This is a genomic window from Flavobacterium agrisoli, from assembly GCF_016522065.1.
GTDB lineage: Bacteria > Bacteroidota > Bacteroidia > Flavobacteriales > Flavobacteriaceae > Flavobacterium > Flavobacterium agrisoli.
The window spans coordinates 1,064,070-1,082,495 of sequence record NZ_JAEHFV010000001.1; the positions used below are offsets into that span (position 1 = coordinate 1,064,070).

At 35.5% G+C, this 18,426-nt stretch carries 13 protein-coding genes; 5 read left to right on the forward strand and 8 right to left on the reverse strand.

Annotation, left to right across the window (positions count from 1 at the left end):
* Positions 1–285 precede the first annotated feature (285 nt).
* Entirely contained in the window at positions 286–1,164 is an 879-nt protein-coding gene (locus I5M07_RS04565; RefSeq protein ID WP_200105011.1) for an AraC family transcriptional regulator, read from the reverse strand.
* Positions 1,165–1,446: 282 nt separating this feature from the next.
* Between I5M07_RS04565 and I5M07_RS04570 the strand changes: the two genes are divergently transcribed.
* The 5 genes from I5M07_RS04570 to I5M07_RS04590 all read left to right on the forward strand — a co-directional run bounded on the left by I5M07_RS04570 (position 1,447) and on the right by I5M07_RS04590 (position 7,789).
* Complete coding sequence (locus I5M07_RS04570; protein ID WP_200105012.1) at positions 1,447–2,577, forward strand: glycoside hydrolase family 26 protein; 1,131 nt, start codon at positions 1,447–1,449, stop codon at positions 2,575–2,577.
* Positions 2,578–2,610: 33 nt separating this feature from the next.
* Positions 2,611–4,002, forward strand: coding sequence for an MFS transporter (locus I5M07_RS04575; RefSeq protein ID WP_200105013.1), 1,392 nt, complete (start codon positions 2,611–2,613; stop codon positions 4,000–4,002).
* A gap of 19 nt (positions 4,003–4,021) precedes the next feature.
* On the forward strand, positions 4,022–5,206 hold the full coding sequence (locus tag I5M07_RS04580; protein ID WP_200105014.1) for a glycoside hydrolase family 130 protein: 1,185 nt from the start codon (positions 4,022–4,024) through the stop codon (positions 5,204–5,206).
* A gap of 3 nt (positions 5,207–5,209) precedes the next feature.
* A complete protein-coding gene (locus I5M07_RS04585; RefSeq protein ID WP_200105015.1) occupies positions 5,210–6,409 on the forward strand; it encodes an AGE family epimerase/isomerase in 1,200 nt (399 codons plus the stop codon).
* A gap of 93 nt (positions 6,410–6,502) precedes the next feature.
* Complete coding sequence (locus I5M07_RS04590; protein WP_200105016.1) at positions 6,503–7,789, forward strand: glycoside hydrolase 5 family protein; 1,287 nt, start codon at positions 6,503–6,505, stop codon at positions 7,787–7,789.
* A gap of 74 nt (positions 7,790–7,863) precedes the next feature.
* Here I5M07_RS04590 and I5M07_RS04595 read toward each other — a convergent pair whose 3' ends face one another.
* From I5M07_RS04595 to I5M07_RS04625, 7 genes are all read right to left on the reverse strand, one after another.
* Positions 7,864–8,823 (reverse strand): SRPBCC family protein, encoded by a 960-nt coding sequence (locus I5M07_RS04595; protein ID WP_200105017.1) that lies wholly within the window; start codon positions 8,821–8,823, stop codon positions 7,864–7,866.
* Between the two features lie 233 nt (positions 8,824–9,056).
* Complete coding sequence (bglX, locus tag I5M07_RS04600) at positions 9,057–11,285, reverse strand: beta-glucosidase BglX (RefSeq protein WP_233621938.1); 2,229 nt, start codon at positions 11,283–11,285, stop codon at positions 9,057–9,059.
* Between the two features lie 43 nt (positions 11,286–11,328).
* Positions 11,329–12,723 carry a sialate O-acetylesterase gene (locus I5M07_RS04605; RefSeq protein WP_233621941.1) on the reverse strand — a complete coding sequence of 465 codons (1,395 nt, stop codon included), beginning with the start codon at positions 12,721–12,723 and terminating at the stop codon, positions 11,329–11,331.
* Entirely contained in the window at positions 12,713–13,816 is a 1,104-nt protein-coding gene (locus I5M07_RS04610) for an SGNH/GDSL hydrolase family protein (protein ID WP_200105019.1), read from the reverse strand. Before I5M07_RS04610 ends, I5M07_RS04605 begins: the two co-directional genes overlap by 11 nt.
* A gap of 149 nt (positions 13,817–13,965) precedes the next feature.
* Positions 13,966–15,546 (reverse strand): L,D-transpeptidase family protein, encoded by a 1,581-nt coding sequence (locus I5M07_RS04615; protein WP_200105020.1) that lies wholly within the window; start codon positions 15,544–15,546, stop codon positions 13,966–13,968.
* Positions 15,547–15,588: 42 nt separating this feature from the next.
* Entirely contained in the window at positions 15,589–16,053 is a 465-nt protein-coding gene (locus I5M07_RS04620) for a GNAT family N-acetyltransferase (RefSeq protein WP_200105021.1), read from the reverse strand.
* A gap of 10 nt (positions 16,054–16,063) precedes the next feature.
* Positions 16,064–18,286: a B12-binding domain-containing radical SAM protein gene (locus I5M07_RS04625; RefSeq protein WP_200105022.1), complete on the reverse strand. Its 2,223-nt coding sequence runs from the start codon at positions 18,284–18,286 to the stop codon at positions 16,064–16,066.
* Between the last annotated feature and the right edge of the window lie 140 nt (positions 18,287–18,426).

An 18,426-nucleotide genomic window follows, 5' to 3' on the forward strand; every position in this document is an offset into this window, starting at 1 on the left:
ATTTATTGGTTTGAATCTAATTCGGATAAATAAAATGGTATCAATAGGGTTTAACAAATCTATAACACTAACACTAATATAATTAATAAAATAACATCATTTATTGATAATATTTTTACATTTTAAACTTTAAAAAACACATATAAAAAAAATAGCCATCTTTTTTTATCATAATCGTAATAATGATTAAAAAAACAGCTATTTTAATAAATTAAAAACAAGAAAAATAGAAAAACGCAAACGATTTCGTAAATATAATACCAACAAGTAACAAAAAAGTATCAGTTATAAAATTCGTTTCATTCCCGAAAAATCTTCCCGATATTGACTGGGAGTACAATTTTTTATTGATTTAAAACTTCGATTGAAATTGGCGATATTATTAAAACCTGACTTGTAAGCTACTTCCGAAATACTCATATCTTTCTCTACCAACCAACGAGCAGCATATCCTATACGAACATCATTTATGTAATTAACAAATGTTTTTCCGGTTCGTTTTTTTATAAATCGGTTAAACGAAATACTCGACATGCTGGCCACTTTTGACACATCTTCGAGTGTTATCTTTTCGGCAAAATTATTTTGTACATACTCATAAACCAATTTCATTTTATCATAATCATCAAACGTATCAAAATCTACAGTATAGGTAGACAACAACCGTTGGTTACGAGAATTAGCTAAGTCGTATAAAATAGAGGTTATTTCTAAAAAATAATCCATACCATCTAATTTTGAAAGCTTTAGCAACCTTATCTTTAACTCTTCGGCCGTTTTTTTAGAGAATAAAATACCGTGAATAGAACGATTGAACATGTCACGAATCGGCATCATAATCCGACGAGACAACAGCGACTCATGAAATAAATCATTATGAAATTGAATGGTTATTTCGTGAATTTTTTTGCATTTGCAAGTATTTAATTCCCAACCATGATACAAATTTGGTCCAATCAAAACCAATTCGATATCATCAATTTCTTCAATATTATCTCCCACAACCCGACGAACTCCTTTTCCGTTTACGATAAAATTAATTTCGAATTCAGGATGATAATGCACCGGAAAATCAAAACTATCTTTTACCCGATCAAATACCAAAAAACTATCCTCATCTGACAATGGAGCAATTTCCCGCAAAAAATTTTTAGAATCTCCCATACCTTGTTATTTAAAATTAAACATCCAAACAGAAACTTTTTATGCAATAATATGATATATAATTGATAAAATAATATTAAATGAAACAATAAGATCGAATTATCTTTGAAAAACCAGATTGTGAAGTTTACAAAAAGAAGCCTATAAAAAAACCATATTTGTTTTAATAATGGTTTTTGTTTAAAATTTAAACAATATTATCGCTATTTTTATAGGTTTACGATTAAATGTAATAATGCCCTTTTTTAAAAATAAATCAATATTCATCTTAGTAGCACTCAAATGAATTTATACGCAAGTCTTTTACTTTCAGCCCTTTTGAATTTTAATGCCTGTAGTGACTCCGTCGTTAAAAATGATACTATTTTATCATTGTCGGACAAAAATGCAACCCAACAAACTGTTAATTTATATCAAAAGTTAGGACAACTCACTCAAAAGGGAATTTTGTTTGGCCATCAAGATGATTTGGCGTATGGTGTAAATTGGCGGTACGAAAAAGGTCGAAGCGATGTAAACGAAGTAGTAGGCGATTATCCGGCCGTTTATGGATGGGATATTGCCGGGATCGAAAATGATAAATCCGTAAATATTGACGGAGTTCCCTTTGATAAAATGAAATCATATATTACTGAATCGAATGCTCGTGGAGGAATTAATACAATTAGCTGGCATTTTGACAATCCTGAAAGTGGAAAAAATGCTTGGGATAATCAAGAAAATTCTTTAAAAACTATTTTACCTGACGAAAAAAACCACAAAAAATTCACCTCTTGGCTAGACAAATCGGCTGTATTTTTTCTATCGTTAAAAGATAAAAATGGTAAAAATATACCCATTCTTTTTAGGCCTTTCCACGAATTAACCGGTAATTGGTTTTGGTGGGGAAAGGGAAAATGTGAACCTGAAGATTTTAAAAGGGCTTGGAAATTCACAAAGGATTATTTACAAAAAAAAGGTGTTCATAATTTAATTTATGTTTACAATACAGCTGATTTTAAAACTAAGGAAGAATTTTTAGAATATTATCCCGGAGATAATTATGCTGATATTCTCAGTTTTGACAAATACCAATATAAAGATCCTACCAAAGACAATTCGTTTGTAGAAGATTGCCAAAAACAATTTAAAATTATGAACGAAGTGGCACAAGAAAAAGACAAATTGATGGCTTTTGCCGAAACCGGTTACGAGCAAATTCCGTATGCCAATTGGTGGACCGATACCTTGTTAAAAGCTATTGGCGATTATCGTATTTCGTATGTTTTAGTTTGGAGAAATCACGGATTCAACGAGCACATGAACCCGCCTCACATGCATTATTATGCTCCATATACGGGACAAAAAAGTGCCGCTGATTTTGTACGTTTTTACCAATTACCACAAACTCTATTTGAAAAAGACATTCAATAAAAAAACCATAAACCCACTATTTAACCCAACCAAATGCAAGAAAAAATAAGTTTAAAAGAAAAAATTGGTTACGGACTAGGTGATGCCGCTTCTTCTATGTTTTGGAAAATTTTCAGCATGTACCTGTTGTTTTTTTATACCGATGTTTACGGCTTAGCACCCGCCGTTGTGGGAACCATGTTTTTAATTACGCGTATTTGGGATTCCTGTTTCGACCCTATAGTGGGCATCCTATCTGATAGAACATTGACCAAATGGGGGCGGTTTAGACCGTATTTACTTTGGGTTGCAGTGCCTTTTGCCATCATTGGTGTATTAACTTTTTACACGCCCGATTTTGATGAAAAAGGGAAAATAATCTATGCCTATGTTACCTATTCGTTGATGATGATGGTCTATTCGCTCATTAATGTGCCCTATGCCTCTTTACTAGGCGTCATGTCTTCCGACCGAAAAGATCGCAATACACTTTCTTCGTACCGAATGGTGTTTGCCTTTGGCGGAAGTTTACTTGCGCTTTGGCTTATTGAACCTTTGGTAACCTATTTTGGTGGCAATTTGAATTCTAAAACCGGTTGGCTAGCCACCATTGCCGTTTTCGGATGCATAACTACAGTGTTTTTTTGGTGTTGTTTTTTTTGGACAAAAGAACGCATTCAGCCCATTTCGGATGAAAAACCCAATTTAAAATCGGATTTAAAGGATTTGCTGAAAAACAAACCTTGGTGGATTTTACTAGGAGCTGGAATTGGAGCTTTGATTTTTAATTCCATCCGTGATGGAGCAGCCATTTATTATTTTAAATATTATGTAAGCAGCGCTGTCAATTTTGATTTTACCTTGTTTGGAGAAACTTTTCACATGACAACCACTTCATTTTATTTGGTATTGGGGCAAGCTGCAAATATTATCGGAGTAATAATTGCCAGTCCGATTGCTAATAAAATCGGAAAGAAAAAAACCTTTTTAGGAGCCATGTTTATCGCGGCTGTTTTAAGCGTTATTTTTTACTTTTTTGGGAAGGAAGATGTGTTATTAATTATGACTTTTCAAGTACTTATAAGTATTTGCGCGGGCTGTATTTTTCCTTTAATCTGGTCAATGTACGCCGATAGTGCCGATTATTCCGAATGGAAACAAGGACGTCGTGCTACCGGATTAGTATTTTCGGCTTCTTCCATGTCGCAAAAATTCGGCTGGACCATCGGAGGAGCTGCAACAGGTTGGTTATTGGCTTATTATGGTTTTGTTGCCAATGCCGAACAAACTGCCGGAACCCAAAACGGAATTCAATTAATGTTAAGCATTTTACCCGCTATCGCCGCTGCCATTTCGGTTTTATTTATTCTTTTTTATCCGCTTAGCGAAGAAAAATTACAAGAAATTGAAACCGATCTAAATAAACTCAGAAACGCAACAAATTAACAAACTAGTTACAGTAAACATGACAACATCATTTAACCTTTTCGAAAAGCGTAAAATTGCGCTCGAAAAAGAACATAGCGCATTGATTGAACAAAAAAACCTACCGCAATCTAAAATTAGTAATGGTATTTACCAACGCTATGAAAACCCTGTGGTAACCGCAGCTCATATTCCGCTAAATTGGCGTTTTGATTTTGATAAAAAAACCAATCCTTTTTTACAGGAACGCATCGGAATAAATGCTGCCTTTAATGCTGGCGCGATAAAATGGAATGGCAATTACATCCTAGCGGTTCGTGTGGAAGGCATTGATCGTAAATCGTTTTTTGCCCTTGCCGAAAGCCCCAACGGAATTGATAATTTCAAGTTTTGGGAGCAGCCTTGTGTAATTCCGCAAACCCTAGAACCCGATACTAATGTTTACGATATGCGACTAACGCAGCACGAAGACGGTTTTGTTTACGGTATTTTTTGCACCGAAAGAAAAGACCCAAAAGCGTCAAAAGGAGATACAAGCTCGGCCGTAGCCAATGCCGGAATTGTTCGTACCACAGATTTACTAAACTGGGAACGTTTGCCTGATTTAATTTCGAATACCGGACAACAACGCAACGTAGTGCTTCATCCCGAATTTGTAAACGGAAAATATGCCTTGTACACCCGCCCACAAGATGGTTTTATAGATGTAGGAAGTGGTGGTGGAATTGGTCTAGGTTTCATAGATGACATGAAAAATCCGGTAGTTCAAAACGAAAAAATAATTTTTGGCAAAAAATACCATACTATTTACGAGTTAAAAAATGGTTTAGGGCCCTCGCCTATTAAAACCGAAAAAGGTTGGTTGCATTTGGCACATGGGGTTCGAAATACTGCTGCTGGTTTGCGCTATACTTTGTATATGTTTATGACCGATTTAAACGACATTAGCAAAGTAACGCATGTTCCCGCTGGGCATTTTATGGGTCCTGAAGGAATTGAAAGAGTTGGTGATGTATCCAATGTATTATTTTCGAACGGTTGGATTGCCGATGAAGATGGCACTGTTTACATTTATTACGCTTCGTCTGATACTCGTATGCATGTTGCCGTTTCGTCGATTAATCAATTGGTCGATTATGTGACGCAAACACCCGAAGACAGTTTTATTTCGGCAGGATCTGTCAATACAATTATAGATTTAATTTCAAAAAACAAAGACATATAAACCGTGAATGCGTCATTAAACCAACTTCAAACCGAATTAACTCAGGAGCTCGAAAGTATTTTAAACTATTGGGTAAAATATACTATTGACTCGAAAAATGGCGGTTTTGTTGGTCAAATTGATTATAAAAATGACATTATTTCCAATGCCGAAAAAGGCTCGGTTTTAAATGCTCGGATTTTATGGAGTTTTTCTGCGGCTTACAGTATTTCGCAAAAGGAAAACTACAAAAAAATGGCCAATCGCGCTTTTGACTATTTTTCGAATTATTTTTACGATACGGAGTTTGGCGGTATTTTTTGGAGCGTTACCGCCGAAGGAAAACCAAATGACACTAAAAATCAAATTTATGCTTTGGCATTTGCCATTTATGGTTTATCCGAATATGTTGCCATTTCTCAAAATAAAAAAGCCTTAGATTTGGCTATTTCCTTATACCAACAAATTGAAAAATATAGTTTTGATAAGGAAAACAACGGCTACTTGGAAGCTTTTACACGTTATTGGAAACCACTTGATGACTTGCGTTTGAGCGAAAAAGATGCCAATGAAAAAAAAACCATGAATACGCATTTGCATATTGTGGAAGGCTATGCCAATTTGTATAAAATTTGGAAAAATGAGGCTTTAAAAGAACGTATTGAGAATTTGTTACAGGTTATCGAAAAGCATTTTATCAATACCAAAACAGGGCATCTTCACTTATTTTTTGATGAAAAATGGAACGAAAAAGAAGATGTAATTTCGTATGGCCATGATATTGAAGCGGCTTGGTTACTCTTGCAATGTGCCGAAATCATAGAAAATAAAAGCTTTATTCAGCGTTTTCAACAATACGCTTTGCAAATTGCCAATGCCACTATCGAAGGAATCGACACCGACGGCGGATTATGGTACGAAAAAGAAATACATAACAATCATTTGATTCGAGAAAAGCACTGGTGGCCACAATCGGAGTTGCAAATTGGTTTTTTTACCGCTTTCGAATTGACAGGAAATCAACGCTATTTAGAAATGGTGTTTCGCAATTGGGAATTCACCAAAAAACACCTAATAGACCATCAAAAAGGCGAATGGTTTTGGGGAATTTATGCTGATTATTCGATTATGCCAAAAGACAAAGCTGGTTTTTGGAAATGTCCTTACCACAACACCCGGGGCTGCATCGAACTTTTGCAACGCATTCCGAATTATCAAATATAAAACCAAACAATAAATGCATAAACTTCATTTGAAATGTTTCAAAAGCATATCCTAGAAGTAACAAAACTAAATGGTCATCCTAAAAATAGAAAAATGAAACTTTTAAAAAAGCTACTCTATTTCACCTTTTTCACCACGATTATAATGCATTCGCAAGAACGAATCACGGTCAAAGGAAACCAATTTTATAAAGGCAATAAACCGTATTCGTATATCGGAACCAATTATTGGTACGGCAGTTTATTAGCTTCAAAAAAAATAGGCGACCGAAAAAGACTAATGCGAGAATTGGATTTGATGAAAAAAAACGGCATAGACAACCTCCGGATTTTGGTCGGTGCCGATGGTGGTACTTACGATTATACGGTGCGGCCCGCTTTGCAATACGAGCAAGGAAAATATGATGACGATTTACTTGATGGATTGGATTTTTTAGTAGCCGAAATGGGCAAACGAAACATGTATGCCGTTTTGTATTTAACCAATAATTGGGAATGGTCCGGTGGCTTGTCGCAATATTTAGAATGGAATGGGCATGGAAAAATTCCTATTCCGAATATTTCGCCTAATACTTGGCCAGAATTCATGTCGTACACCGAAAAATTCCACAGTTGTGCCCCCTGCATGAAAGCGTTAGAAAATCACGTGAAATTTATTATCGGTAGAACCAATTCGTATTCCAAGAAAAAATATACCGAAGATAACACCATTATGGCTTGGCAAGTTGGCAACGAACCGCGTTTGTTTACCGTAGAAAACGAAGCAAAATTTACATCCTGGTTAAATGCTATTGTGGATTTAATAGAAAGTATTGACCCTTATCATTTAATTTCAACGGGTTCTGAAGGTAAAAACAGTTCAAATGACAGTATGGCTATTTTTGAACATACACACCAAAATCCGAATATTGATTATTTAACGATGCATATTTGGCCCAAAAACTGGAATTGGTTCAAAGCCGATGAGGCCGAAAAAACGTTACCGCAAACATTAAAAAATGCGGGCCAATATATTGACGAACATATTGAAGTGGCCAATCATTTAAAACGCCCCATCATTATCGAAGAATTTGGCTTACCAAGAGCAGCTGAATCCTTGTCGGATACCACATCGGTAGCCAATCGTGATGTTTTTTACGACTTTGTATTTAACCGAATTGTGATGAGCAAAAAAAATAACGGTCCGTTACAAGCCGCAAATTTCTGGGGATTTGGAGGCGAAGGAAAAGCGGTTACACCTGATGGTCACTGGAAACCTGGTGATCCCTTAACAACCGACCCCCCGCAAGAACCACAAGGCTTGAATTCAGTTTTTTCAACCGATAAATCGACTTTGAATATGGTGAAGAAATACAACAAAATAGTGCATCAAATGCCTTAAGTATTTTTCTAATTCCATATTCTTAAAAATTGGGAATACTTAGATAATAAAAGTAGTATTGGAGAGTAAATCTTTTATTTCCCTTTTTCGGAATTCTTTTTAATATGATCCAATACTCTATTGTGAATTTTATGAATAATTAAATTACTCCATTTTTGCCAGTAAAAAGTGGGTCTGATATTGTGATAGTACCAAGTTGTTCCTTCTAGTAAAGTTTTGCCATTTTCTAGTTCGATTAATTTAAATTGGCCTTTTCTTGAAACAAAATAATCATGTAAATGTGGTGCATCAATTTTCCAAAAACTTAATTCTTTCATTGGGGCAGGTTGCTCAAGAACATCAAATTTTAACAGTTTCCCTTCATGCCAAACTGTTATGGGTTCTACAAAACTTCCTGTCGTAAAATTACAATACCTAATAGAACCTACTCCCCTTCCCACAATTTTTGCGTTAATCGGATATGCAATTCCGGTTTTAAAAATAAATTCAGTTGGATCATCTAATGGAGGGAATTCAATCACATTTTTCCAAACCTCAATTGGTGTTGCGTTTATAACAATTGAAGTGGTCACAGCTGTTAATTCGGGTTTTATTTTATTTTCGACAAATGAAGTTAAAGGAATTAGTACTACAAGAATTAACAAAACCGAAGGGGTGGAGTTATTGTTTCTTTTTAGCAAACTATATCCTATCAAACTTCCAAAAAATGTTAATCCAATTCCGATTGGTGCTGCCATTACAATACATATCAGTCCCTCAATTGCAAAAAGAATTAAGGCACATGTACAAATTCCAAGAGTTGAAAATCCAATATAAATAGCATCACTCTTCGAAATTTTGTTTTGGTAACCGTAAAGAACTGTAGAACAAAAGCCAATTAAAAAAGGTGTTAGTATAAAAAGGGCTATGCCATATTCCCTAATTCCATAAATTCCCCATAGTGATAAAACACCCGCAATACATACTGTAATTATTATTGAAATCCACTTTCGTTTTCTTTCTGATAATTGAGATAATTTGCCAACTAGTTTCATTTATTTAATTTTAGCTTTTGGTTTATCGGTTAAAAGAACGGTTTTAGTTTCATAAAATAGGCATAAGACCTCCTTATAGATTCTAACATTCTAATTTTTCAAAATGATTTTTACTTTAATCCATTTCAGATTTAAAATAATTTTAAAATCCAATAGAAACTCAAACATACTAAAAAACAACAAGCATGCTCTAAAATCTTCAAATTGATTTTTCAGAAAAACAGAAGTGACTATTATTTTAACTCAAAACTACTTTCTAAACTTTTATCAGAACTTCCACCAACCATAACTTTGAACGTTCCTGGTTCTACTAAATAATTCCCATCATTATCATAAAAACCAAGTTCTTTTTCGGTTAAAGCAAATTGAACCGTTTTGGTTTCCCCTTTTTTCAAGCTTACCAATTCAAAGCCTTTCAATTCTTTTACTGGTCTTGCCAAACTAGCCGCCACATCTTGAATGTACAATTGTGCCACTTCTTTTCCGTCATAATTCCCTGAATTGGTTATATCCACAGAAACTACTACCGGATCACCTTTTGCAAAAGCAGCTTTATTAATTTTTAAATTTTTATAGTCGAAAGTAGTATAACTCAGTCCAAAACCAAAAGGATAGAGTGGTGTTTTTTCAGAATCCATATAATGCGACCAAAACACATTAGTATCACTATTGTTCGGTCTACCTGTATTGTAATTGTTGTAATAAATAGGCACCTGACCCACATTTCGAGGGAAAGACATTGGCAGTTTTCCGCTTGGGTTATAATCTCCGTATAAAACTTGCGCTACAGCATTACCGGCTTGTGTACCTAAATGCCAAGCCTCTACAATGGCGGGAATATGTTCTGCCGCCCACGGCAATGCCAACGGTCTTCCGTTGTTTAATACCAAAACCACATTTGGATTTACTTTGTAGATTCCTTCCAACAATTCTTGCTGAAGTCCGGGTAAATCGAGGTTGGTTCTGCTTCTTCCCTCACCGGATTGAAACCCTATTTCTCCTAAAACCATTACAACCACATCGGCATTTTTCGCCACTTTTTTAGCTGCTTCAAAACCACTTTTATCAGTTGTATTAAAAACCAATTCGTCTTTAAAAGCCTGTTTACTGATTACTAACTCGGCTCCTTTTTCAAAAGTCAATTGATTGTCTTTATACTGTTGCATTCCTTCCAAAACAGAAACGGCGGTATTGTCTTCAGCGGCGATTCGCCAACTTCCTAAAGGGCTGTTTTTATCATTAGCCAAAGCACCAATCAATGCAATTTTTTGACCCGATTTCTTTAACGGTAATAGATTTTTATCATTTTTCAATAAAACGATGGATTTTTTAGCCATATCCAAAACACCCTCGTGATTCGCTTTGTTACCAATGACATTTTTTTCCCTTTTTTCGTCACAATATTTATAGGGATCATCGAACAAACCTAATTCAAATTTCACTTTTAAAATTCGGCGAACCGCATCATCCACCAAGCTTTCTTTCACTTTTCCAGATTCGACCAATTTCACCAATTCTTTGATATACAAATGTGATTCCATATCCATATCCGAGCCCGCTACCACAGCTTTCAAAGCAGCTTCGTTTCCGTCCTTTGCAAAACCGTGTGGAATCATTTCTCGGATAGAAGCCCAATCGGATACTACAAAACCATCAAAACCCCATTTCCCTTTCAAAATATCACGCTGTAAAAAGACATTTCCCGTTGCCGGAACGCCATTTAAAATATTAAAAGAATTCATGAGTGTACGAACGCCAGCATCTACAGCGGCATGAAAAGGTGGCAAAACCGAATTGAATAATTTAGAATTACTCATATCTACCGTATTATAATCCCGCCCCGATTCTGCGAAACCATAGGCTGCAAAATGTTTGGCACAAGCCGCAATAGTATTGGTCGCGGCTAAATCTTTCCCTTGAAAACCTTTTACTCGAGCGACTGCTACTTTACTACCTAAATAAGGATCCTCACCAGCACCTTCCATAACACGTCCCCAACGAGCATCTTGTGAAATATCCATATTGGGACCAAAAGTCCAATTAATTCCTGACGCCGATGCTTCGTCTGCGGCAATTGCAGCCGACTTTTGAATGGCTTCCAAATCCCAACTAGCTGCTTCAGCCAACGGAATTGGACTCAACGTTTTATACCCATGAATTACGTCAAACCCAATAATTAACGGGATTCCCAATCGGGTTTCTTCGACTGCGATTTTTTGTACCGCACGCACTTCTTTTACCCCTCGAACCGTTAACATAGAGCCTACCCAACCTTTACGTAAATGTTCGTATTTCAGCTCGGCACTACCCCCTTTGGGAGCCGGTCCGGTGACATCCCAAAAACCATTGTATTGATTCATTTGTCCGACTTTCTCTTCCAATGTCATCTCTTTCAATAACAACTCAACTCGTTCATTAATCGGTTTTGATTTGTCTAAATGTGCCTTTTTTTGTGCTTCCATACTACAAACTATTAACAGGGAAAAAAGCCCTATTATTCCTTTTTTATTTTTGATCATATTCTTTTGAGCTAAAAGATGAAGCCGGTAAATTGGCTTTGTTAAATAAAACAGCCAAGTCGGTATTTTTCCAGGCAAAACGAACATCAGTAGGGTGCTTCACTTTTTTTGAAGTTACAATAACCTTGTTGTTTTTTACCATCGCATCGCCAGGAAAAAATAGGCCATCTGTTCCCGCTAATTCAAATTGGTGGTTTTTATCGGATGAAAAATGAAGACTCTCGGCATGATCAAAAGTCACTTCAACAAGATTATTTTTAACTGTAAAACTTTTGAATAATGGCGATTGTGACAGTCCCACATTTGCTTTATAATTTTCTGAAAGAGCCAAATTAGCCAAACGAACCCCTACCGATTTTTTATCTTTTGGGTGAATATCATCTATGTGAGCAATATCGCTAGTGACCACCAAAGCCGTTTTAGCTGTATTTTGTACTACTTTGCGCTGTAAATCGCGAATGACCACCCCATCTTGGCCGTTCCCGCCATACTTAAAAGGAGCAATTTGTACGATGTAAAAAGGAAATTCCTGCTTCCATTTTTCTCGCCAAGAAGCAATTAAAGCTTCGAGCGTTTTATCATAAATTTTCGAACCTACATTACTTTCGCCTTGGTACCACAAAACCCCAGCAATTTCAAAACCAACTATCGGATTAATCATAGCGTTAAAAGCACGACCTGGTTGACGAGGACCATATTCTTGTTCATTCAATTTTTTAGCTGCTGCTAAAAGATTTTCATCGTTTTGAACCACGTCTTCTGGCATCCAGATTTCGGCAGGCGTTCCTCCCCAATTAGATGAAATCAATCCGATAGGTACATTTTTTAATTCTTCTTGCAATCGTTTCCCAAAAAAATAACCAACTGCACTAAAATACTTCATGGTTTCGGGTGTACAAGCAGACCAATTTCCTGAAAGATTATTTTGAGGGGTTTCGGCGGTTAATTTGGGAACGGTAAAAAAGCGAATATTCGGATAATTGGCTTTTTTCATTTCTTCATCGCCATTTTCAATTCCCCAACTTGCGGACATTTCCATATTCGATTGTCCGGAACAAAGCCAAACTTCACCAATTAAAATATCGTTTAAAACTACTTCATTATAACCTTTAATACTTATTGAATAGGGACCGCCTGCTTCGGGAGTTTTCATCGTGACTTGCCACTTTGCTTGATTGTTGGCTACCACTTTATACTCGTGATTGTCCCAACTGCCCACTACAGTAATTTCCTCTTTAGGATTTCCCCAACCCCAAATGGAAACCTCAGTATTACGTTGCAATACCATGTGATCCGAAAAAATATTCGGTAGAATTACATTTGCCATCATTGCATTTGTAAAAAAAATTAGTAGAAAATTCAAATAATAATTAGTTTTCATCGAGTAGTTCTTTAAAAAAAGGCTGCAGTTGATTGGCCATTACCGTATCATCAATCATATCGGGATGGTATCCACAACCATTTGGGCGCATTGGTTCAAATTCAAATAACTGAATGGGTTGGTGATTTTTATCTGCTGCAAAAGCAGTGATTACCCGATTGAGACAACGCAACAATACGTCATTTTTTGTTCCAGAAACCATCGGACTTGTCAATAAAATTATTCGAGTTTTGGGTGCATGCAAATAGACCGTTTTTATAAAATCGATATAATTTGATACGTATTTATTTTCATTAAAAGGCAATCGCTTTTTTTTACCGTCTCCATCAGATAAATCGTTAGTTCCCAAACAAATACTCACCAAATCAGGCTGAAAAGCAAAATCATACGGCTTTCCATAATCTTTATTGAGGTATAGATTTTCGTAAACATCGGGCATGATGGCTTCGTTTTCGTGTTCGTCGTTCCAATTTCGGTACATTCCAATTCCGGAAACAGAGCTTAACACATAATCAAAATCTAACATTCGCGCCAATTGTGGCCCATACGCCATATAGGCATTATGCTGATCGTACCACTCGCCTTTTCCACACGGAATAGATGTCGCATCATTGCCATAACCACAGGTAATCGAATCACCAATAAATTCAACTTTTTTCTTTTTTGGCTGTTTAATTTTGGTTAAATGCGCATTAGTTCCGGTAAACAAAACACTTCCATTCGCAGCTTCGGTAGCTTTGAAAATGGTTAACCGATGCATGGGTTGTAGTTTAGTAACTTGTATAGGAAACGTTTTTAAACCTCCTTTCTTGATCGTAAATCGACCTAAATACTCGCCATCTAATTCCAATACCACATAATTGTGATGTTCATAGTTTTTATCGACACTTTTTAAATAAATTTCGCAGGATAAGTCGGTAAATTCAAACGTAACAGAAGAAGCCGAACCGATTAAAAGAGTACCTCCATCTTCTAAATGTTCTATTCGTCCTGCAAACTGGTATAAATTATTTTTCTTTGGAGTTTCTTTTGCAGAAATTAACACTGAAATTACGAATACTGCAATAAAAAGACATTTGTTTTTAATTTTCATACAAAATTGTTTAGATAAAAACAGATATTACAAACCTATTTTTTTTTTATAATTATTTCCTATACTAAAATATCAAATGGTAATAAAAAATTTCCATTTCTAAATGAAGCTAACATTTAAAAATGGAAATTTCAAAAAAAGTACTGACACTAATTTTCGTTATAAAGCAATTTGGCTAACGGATTGTCTCGTTGATAAACATCTCTGTAAAAATTCAATTTACCATCACGATCAACCCAAGCGGTAAAATAGCCAATATAAACCGGAATTTTATGTTGTAAAGTCACCCATTTTTCTTTACCAGCGTGCATGGCTGTATCAATTTTTTCGGGTATCCAATTTGGGTTATCCTTTAGTAATTCTATTGCTAAATCTCTTGGTTTACCTACACGTACACAACCGTGACTAAAAGCCCTACTTTCTCTTTCAAACAAACTTTTGGAAGGCGTATCATGCAAATAAATATTATTGGAATTGGGAAACAAGAATTTAACCAACCCAAGCGAATTATTTCGGCCTGGCAATTGGCGTACCCGACCATTATTCCATTCTAAATTTTTCTTCTTTAGGTAATTTTTATCACGTGCCATACCTGGTTTTATCTCTTTGTTGATGATACTATTGGGAACATTCCAATACGGACTAAAAACCACATACTGCATCATACCACTAAAAATAACCGTTTGCGTCATCATTTTACCCACTACTACTGGCGAGGTAAAAGCAACTTGACCGTCTCTTACCAAATACAATTTGAATTCTGGAATATTAACCGCTAAAAATTCTTTGTCTTTTTCAAGTTCTGGATCAAGCCAACGGCAACGTTCCATATTAACCACAATGGTTTTTATTCGGTCGGCAACCGGTACGTTCATTTCGGCAATATCTTGCGAAATTATTTTGTTTTTCGACTTAATGCCATGATGGATTTGGTATTGATTTACGGCTGCAAGTAAGGTGGAATCACAAACTGGACTTTGGTTATTTTCGGCCAATTCACCCGTTAAAACCAAACGCTCTCTTATTTGCAAAATGGCTTCGGCCGAATCGCCAATGGTAAAACTTTTGAAATCTTCAGAAACGGCGATGCTTTTCCAACCACCATTCGTTTCTATTTTTTTATATTTTTGAAGTGCCTCACGAAGTTTATAATACTGACTGAACATTTTAGGTTGTCCTATTTTAACTTTGGAATCGGCCTTAAAAAGTGAATCGATAAAATTTTGATAATCGAGTTTTTTACGAGGCAAAAGCCATTCTAAAGAAGTAGTAGTTTTGGCATCAACACCACGATAGACTTTATCTGCATAATAAAAATATAAATTACTGATAAGCAAATCGTTGCTTGCTGTTTTTACTTGTTTTTTATTGTTTTCAAAAAGACCAATCAAAGAATCATTGTACGGAAAACTTTTTGAAAGTCCTTCGCTTTCAATATCCCGGTATTTATCAAACAAAGTATGTCCAAATTCAATTATTCCTTTATGATCTAACCAAACTTGTTTGTTGCCGTTTTTTTGATATAAATAGCGAACATCTTTTTGATAAGAAGCCAGTTTAGGAAAACGCTCGTAAAAATTTGTAATCGTATTACTATCAATGGGAATTTGGAATTCGGGCAGTTCTTGTTGGGCTGGTTTTTTGTAAATAATTTTATCTTTTTTGGCTTTATTACAGGAAAAAAACACCAGCATACAAGCCGCAAAAAGCAATAGAATAAACCTTTTCATATTTTTATTTTTTATAAAAATAAAGGTTTTTTAACAAAAAAGCTATTGCAACTCTTTTCGCATTTTGTAATTAATCAAAATTAAGCCGTTTCTGTGATTATGTTGTTCCTTCAAAACTTTGAATCCCAGTTTTTCAAAAAAAGGTTTCGCGGTAATACTTACATCCGAAGAAATCGTTTTGCTTTCTAAATGACGAGCTTCCTGTTCTAGTTTTTCTAAAAGCTGTGTAGCTATTCCCCGCTTTTGAAAATCTTTATGAATGTAGAAAAAATCAATGTAATTTCCATTTTTCAACGTTCCAAAACCTGCCATTTTATCATCAACAATAGCCAATAAAACAAATTGCGATGCCAACATCTCCAACCAACGTTGCGTATTTTGAACTGTTGAAATCCATTCGTTTATTTGAGCCGAATTGTAATCGTGGCTACAAACCGACCGAATGGTTTCTTGAAAAAGATTTTTCATTTCTTCTAAATCCGAATTATTCGCTTTTCTAAAGTGCATAATTTAAATCCTATAATTGTAATAACCCAAATTCTCTCAACGTATTCACAGGTTTGGAATACCAAAATAATTCGAAATCCTCTAAATTGGTTTCAAAATCGGTTTTGATTTCTTGAAAAGAATACGTTTTAGATTGCGAAACCGAAATTTTATCAAGCATTTCTACCAACCACTCGCCTTCTGTTTTATTGGTTTGAATGGTAAAACTTTCTTTTTTGTCGTGAAAAGTCAAAGACATAAGTTCCCAAGAATTTCCTTTTTTGGATTTGGTAAAATGTTCAACGGAAGGTTTTCCTCCTAACCAAACTATTTTGGCTGTCGGTTTTATATTAAAATCTGTTTCTTCCTGTAAAGCATCAAAAATAAAATCAGGGCTTATTTTTGTTTTTGGAATTTTAAAATCAAACCAATCCTGCAAGTCATAATCAAAACAGATCCCGTGCATGAAATTAAAAAGCGACTTCTTTAATCCGAAACTAAATTTATCATGATTAATTCCAGTTTTATCAACGTAATTGATATCATTATTAGCAAAAGTTCCAATGGTTTCGGTTTCTTTTACAGCTCCAAATTTTTCTGGATACATTCCCACAGGACTGTGGGCAGTCATAGCAAATTGATGCCAAAAACCCGATTGCAAAACACCAGCTTCAAACAATTGACGTACCATTTCCAAACTATCCACCGTTTCCTGAATGGTTTGTGTTGGGTAACCGTACATTAAATACGCGTGTACCATCACTCCTGCGTCGGTAAAATTACGGGTAACTTTCGCCACTTGCTCCACTGTTACGCCTTTGTCAATTAATTTCAACAACCGATCCGAAGCTACTTCTAATCCTCCAGAAACAGCAATACAACCCGAGGCTTTTAGTAGTAAACATAAATCTTTGGTAAAACTCTTTTCAAAACGAATGTTTGTCCACCAAGTCACCGATAATTTTCGACGGAGAATTTCCAGAGCCAAAGCACGCATCAAAGCTGGTGGTGCCGCTTCATCGACAAAATGAAAACCATTTTCGCCTGTTTGGGCAATCATTTCTTCCATTCGGTCACACAATAAATTAGCCGCAACAGGTTCGTAAACTTTTATATAATCAAGCGAAATATCACAAAACGTACATTTTCCCCAATAGCAACCGTGCGCCATCGTGAGTTTATTCCAACGTCCGTCGCTCCACATTCGGTGCATCGGATTTACAATTTCGATAACCGAAATGTATTTGTCCAACAACAAATCGGAATAATCGGGAGTTCCTACTTGGGATTGTTTGTAATCGTGTTTTTGTGAATTGTTTTTGTAAACAACTTCACCATTTTCTAATACAAAAGTTCTTTTAAAAACTCTTTTATCTTGATTATTTGTTCTTTCTTCCTCTAAATTTAAAATCAATTCCTCAATTGGAACCTCCCCATCATCCAAAGTAATATAATCAAAAAACTCAAAAACTCGTTTGTCCGAAAGTGATCGCAATTCGGTATTTGGGAAACCGCCACCCATTGAAATTTTAATTTCGGGATGATGTTTTTTCACCCATTGTGCACATCGAAAAGCCGAATATAAATTCCCAGGAAAAGGTACCGAAATTAAAAATAAATTTGGCTGTACCGTTTCGATTCGTTCTTTTAAAAGTGAAAATAAAACTTCGTCAATATACGTTGGTTTTTGCTGAAGCGCTTCGTACAATTCATCAAACGAATTCGCACTTCGACCCAAACGTTCGGCATACCGACTGAAACCAAAATTTTCATCGATACATTCTACAATAAAATCCGAAATATCTTCGAGGTACAAAGTTGCCAAATATTTGGCTTTGTCCTGTGTTCCCATCGAACCAAAAGCCCAATCCAATTCTTCCAACTGTGCAAAACGAGACGCTTCTGGCAAATAATCTTCTTGACAAATTTGAAGTGCCAAAGTTGGATTTTTCCCTTGTAAAAATTGAATAACAGAATCTATCGTTTTGATGTATTCGTCTTGGAGAGCGAGAATTCGCCTGCAATTGTCGGTTGTTGGTTGATGGTTGTTAGTTTCTCGACTGCGCTCGAAATGACGAAATAAATCAGTCAATCCTTCTTTTGAAAACAATCTCAAAATCACTTCAATACCCAAATCTGCCTGAATCGATTCGATATTTTTAGTATTCAGAAACCCTTTGATATAAGCCGTTGCCGGATACGGTGTATTCAGTTGCGTAAAGGGTGGCGTGATAAGAAAAAGTTTTGGTTTCAAAAGGAATTATTTTTTTGCAAAAGTACATAAAAATAAAACCCTTTAAATGTTTGAAACACTAAAAGAGTTAAATGCTATAAAATACAAAACCCAGAGCAAGTCTGGGTTTATCTTATTTTTTATGATTACCAAAAACTAAA

Bases quoted from the DNA above. Each gene is read 5' to 3' on its own strand.
- I5M07_RS04620 (WP_200105021.1), bottom strand. From the start codon at position 16,053: ATGCACTTTAGAAAAGCGAATAATTCGGATTTAGAAGAAATGAAAAAT.
- I5M07_RS04575 (WP_200105013.1), top strand. From the start codon at position 2,611: ATGCAAGAAAAAATAAGTTTAAAAGAAAAAATTGGTTACGGACTAGGT.
- I5M07_RS04580 (WP_200105014.1), top strand. From the start codon at position 4,022: ATGACAACATCATTTAACCTTTTCGAAAAGCGTAAAATTGCGCTCGAA.
- I5M07_RS04565 (WP_200105011.1), bottom strand. From the start codon at position 1,164: ATGGGAGATTCTAAAAATTTTTTGCGGGAAATTGCTCCATTGTCAGAT.
- I5M07_RS04570 (WP_200105012.1), top strand. From the start codon at position 1,447: ATGAATTTATACGCAAGTCTTTTACTTTCAGCCCTTTTGAATTTTAAT.
- I5M07_RS04615 (WP_200105020.1), bottom strand. From the start codon at position 15,546: ATGAAAAGGTTTATTCTATTGCTTTTTGCGGCTTGTATGCTGGTGTTT.
- I5M07_RS04595 (WP_200105017.1), bottom strand. From the start codon at position 8,823: ATGAAACTAGTTGGCAAATTATCTCAATTATCAGAAAGAAAACGAAAG.
- I5M07_RS04590 (WP_200105016.1), top strand. From the start codon at position 6,503: ATGAAACTTTTAAAAAAGCTACTCTATTTCACCTTTTTCACCACGATT.
- I5M07_RS04605 (WP_233621941.1), bottom strand. From the start codon at position 12,723: ATGAAAACTAATTATTATTTGAATTTTCTACTAATTTTTTTTACAAAT.
- bglX (WP_233621938.1), bottom strand. From the start codon at position 11,285: ATGGAAGCACAAAAAAAGGCACATTTAGACAAATCAAAACCGATTAAT.
- I5M07_RS04610 (WP_200105019.1), bottom strand. From the start codon at position 13,816: ATGAAAATTAAAAACAAATGTCTTTTTATTGCAGTATTCGTAATTTCA.